A 3,386-nucleotide genomic window follows, 5' to 3' on the forward strand; every position below is an offset into this window, starting at 1 on the left:
GAAATCGCTCTACACCCGGCTCAGAGGGCAGATGATGCTCTGCCTCCGGTGCGAAGACGAGCGTAGATACTCCATGTGTCTCCAGATAGCCAATCCATCGTTCCAGGGTCAGAGCAGCGCCATTCACGTCAGGCGTATACGTGTCCGTAAATAATGCAACTCGAAGCATGCCTTCATTCCTCCTCCGCCATTCTCATTTATCCTATGACGTTCCAGGGGAGTCCGCTTGGAGGCTCCGGCTTTTATTGTGTCATGATTTTGTTTACGGGCTTGCTGGGTTTTGTAAAAGCTGGCCCGCGGACGGGCGCTTTTCTCGGAACATTCTGTAATAGACGAGGGAGGACAAAATATAGAAAACACCTGTCATGCTAAATGTGATGGCATAGCCCCAGTAGTTGCCATATGTTGTAACCAAATAGGCTTGTACAGGTCCCATACCTGCGGTGCCTAGCATCCAGGTCGTCTGGAGAATGGAGTTGGCAATGCCGCGATTTTTATCTGACACACGTTCGACGAGAATGGCGGTTTGCAGCGGATTGGCTGCATTCATTAGCGCTTGCCTGAATAGAAAGCTGATGGAAGCAATCCATAGCACGTTCGTAAAGCCGGTAATGAGAAGGAAGGGTAGCGAAAGCAGTTGGAAGCCAACTACAGCTCTGACCAGTCCAATCCGGCTGCCGAGGGTAGGCCCGATCAACATGGAGAGGATGGTCATGAGCTGGCCGAGTGCAATCAGTAAACTCATTGCGCTGAGCGATACGGAGAAGCGGTTCGTAAAATACAAATTAAGATACGGGATGACCAGACCTGAACCTAACCCAAGAAAAAACTGGGCCAGAACAAATTGTCCAATAACCCGGCGATCAGAAGCAGCAGTAGGCGTCTCTGAGGCAGGGATATCGGGTGCACTGTGCGGTGTATGTACTTGTTCTGTTTGAGGTGAAGATTCAGCAGGAGCTGGTGCTTCTACGGTTGCTGTAGTTTTTGTGATGAACAATAGAGGAATAAAGGCGGTCAATGTTGCCATTCCTCCAAGGAACAGAGCGACCCGCAGACTGGATAGCGGTGTGATTCCCCACGTCTGCAGCCCATCTGCGAGTACGCCACCCCCGAAGCTACCCAGAACCTGGGCTGCCAGTACAAGAGCTGAGTAATAGCTGAATATTTTTAAGCGTTGAGCTTTACTTATGCTTTCCGCTAAAAAAGGCACAGCCAGCACCTGAATAAAGGCGGCGAATACACCTGAGATTACGGCAAATACCAACATGCTTCCGCTGGTATCTGTAAAGGTACGGGCGAGAAAGGCCAGGCCGCTGAATAATGCGCCGATGACCAGCATATTTTCGCGGCTCGTCCGATCCCCCAAAAATCCGACCGGAATGAACAGCAACGCCGTCGCCAGCGCCTGCATGCTGACCACCCGGCCGTTCATATCATCATCAAAGCCAAGCCCTTGGATATACAGGTTATACAGTACAGAAAACATTCCCGTGCCCATCTGGTACAGCAGATTGGCCATAAAAAACAATCGGATATTACGCGGCCACTTTCGGGGCTCTTCTAACATTTTGCTAATCCATGACACGATGAGTTCCTCCTGTGACGTTGTTGCAAATAAGTTAATTCTGTTGATATGTATTCTATCAGGAACTGTACATTTCATAAATATTCCTGATCTCCGATTGTTTTGGGTAATAATAAAGCATGGACTTTACATTGAATTTTCATTATAGTAATTCGGTATGAATAAATTTGAAAGGTAAGCAGGAGGGATGGCTTTGGCTTTTGGAGCACGGGTGTTAAAAACGGGAATCGCAGTGACGCTCGCCCTTTTTCTGAGCACGCTTTTGAACACCCATTCGCCTGTGGGGGCAGCGATAGCCGCTATTTTTGCCATGCAACCGTCGATATATAGGTCGAGGCGTTATTTTCTGGATCAACTCCAAACAAGCACACTAGGTGCAATCATGGCGTTGCTGGGCGGAATGGTATTTTCGAATGAGCCGATTGCAGTTGGACTGGTATGTGTATTGGTACTTATGATATGTCTGAAAATAAATATGGCTGATACGGTTGGATTGACACTCGTGACTGTTGTTTCTGTAATGGAAGCCTCAGGGGACTGGAAATTTGCGGTGACCCGCTTTGCGCTCACTTTGATTGGGATTGTGTCTGCTTTTGTCATCAATGTTAGTGTTTTTCCCCCGAAACCGAAAAGGCAGTTTATTAATCAGATTCAAAATGTATTTAACAGCATGTCCTTGCTGCTGCGTACTGCCATTTCCGATGAGATTAAGGAGTCTGTCTTTAAAGAGGAAAAAGGAAATCTGGAGGGAGCCATTAAATCGCTGTCGGACAAATATCATTTGTTCGAGGAAGAGCAGAAGAAGCTCAAGCGCTCCAAGTTTAGTCAAACGAGACAAATGGTAGTATACAAACAAATGCTCGGAAGTTTACACAAAGGATATGAGGTACTGGATGCGGTGGAAAGACACTACTTCCAGTCTTTACGGCCAAAAGGAACGGATGCTTTTTTTGACAGTCATCTGGAGCTGCTGATTCGTTTTCACGAGCATGCTCTACTGAAATTCGAAAATAAGCTAAAACCGAATGAGGACGAAAGTGAATTGTTTCAGCAAGCCAACGGCGAATTTATGAAGCATGCGATCACACGTTTTGACCATTGTCAGGAAGGAATGCTGCGGCTGTCCATTGTGGCTGCGGCGATGTACGACTATGGTCATCAGCTGGAGAGGTTGAGCAGACTGGCCGATCATATTCATCCTGTAGAAGAGAGCAGATAGGCGAATTTCCTAAAGAAAAGCGACCGCATTCATCAATCAGATGGACGGTCGCTTTTTTATGTAATGAATTCAAGTATGTAAGAACAGGTTAATAGATGGTTGCCAGAACGCACAAAAAAAGCCCGCTGGTTGCGAACAGGGACTGAACTTGCTACAATAGAGGATGCTCTGTTTTATTGTGAAACCATATGCATAAGTTGTGAATTACACTTCTTGTTACATTATAGCATGCTTCAAAGGATTAGTCAATTTTCCCGGATCAGGGGGATGCCGCGAGTATGCCCGGGTCCATAATAGAGCATAGTTTGTACGCAAGGGAGCCCTGCATGGAGCAGGAGGAAACGGAACAGGAGCGATGCCAGTGACTACTGAACAGCAATGGAATGAAGAACAACGAAGAGTAGAAGATGTGACCGCAGTGATTAGCGGGCGTATTCGGAAGCTAGAGACAGAGGTTGGTTCTGTGCGCGGAGATGTCGTCGATATGCGTAAAGACTTCTGGGATGAGGTAACGATCAATTTCAGTGAGGCAGATGATGTGGGTGAGACGTCCACCAGTTTGCGTCAGCAGTCTGAGATTTT

General features: G+C 47.2%; 3 protein-coding genes and 1 pseudogene. 2 read left to right on the top strand and 2 right to left on the bottom strand.

Annotated features, from left to right (window positions below):
* Together GRP75_RS30535 and GRP75_RS22135 are read right to left on the bottom strand one after the other, a co-directional pair.
* Positions 1 to 169: pseudogene (locus tag GRP75_RS30535) on the bottom strand (glycosyltransferase family 4 protein); the annotation flags it as partial.
* A gap of 93 nt (positions 170 to 262) precedes the next feature.
* The gene (locus GRP75_RS22135; RefSeq protein WP_445667583.1) at positions 263 to 1,585 is read right to left on the bottom strand and encodes an MFS transporter; all 1,323 of its coding nucleotides are present in this window, start codon (positions 1,583 to 1,585) and stop codon (positions 263 to 265) included.
* Positions 1,586 to 1,772: 187 nt separating this feature from the next.
* On the opposite strand from GRP75_RS22135, the gene GRP75_RS22140 reads away from it, so the two are divergent.
* Complete coding sequence (locus GRP75_RS22140) at positions 1,773 to 2,804, top strand: FUSC family protein (protein WP_202404258.1); 1,032 nt, start codon at positions 1,773 to 1,775, stop codon at positions 2,802 to 2,804.
* 355 nt (positions 2,805 to 3,159) lie between these two features.
* The coding region (locus GRP75_RS22145) for a hypothetical protein (RefSeq protein WP_202404259.1) at positions 3,160 to 3,386 on the top strand (227 nt) is incomplete at its 3' end.

This window comes from Paenibacillus sp. OT2-17 (assembly GCF_009827695.1).
In the GTDB taxonomy this organism is placed as follows: domain Bacteria; phylum Bacillota; class Bacilli; order Paenibacillales; family Paenibacillaceae; genus Paenibacillus; species Paenibacillus polymyxa_B.

Bases quoted from the DNA above. Each gene is read 5' to 3' on its own strand.
- GRP75_RS22140 (WP_202404258.1), top strand. From the start codon at position 1,773: ATGGCTTTGGCTTTTGGAGCACGGGTGTTAAAAACGGGAATCGCAGTG.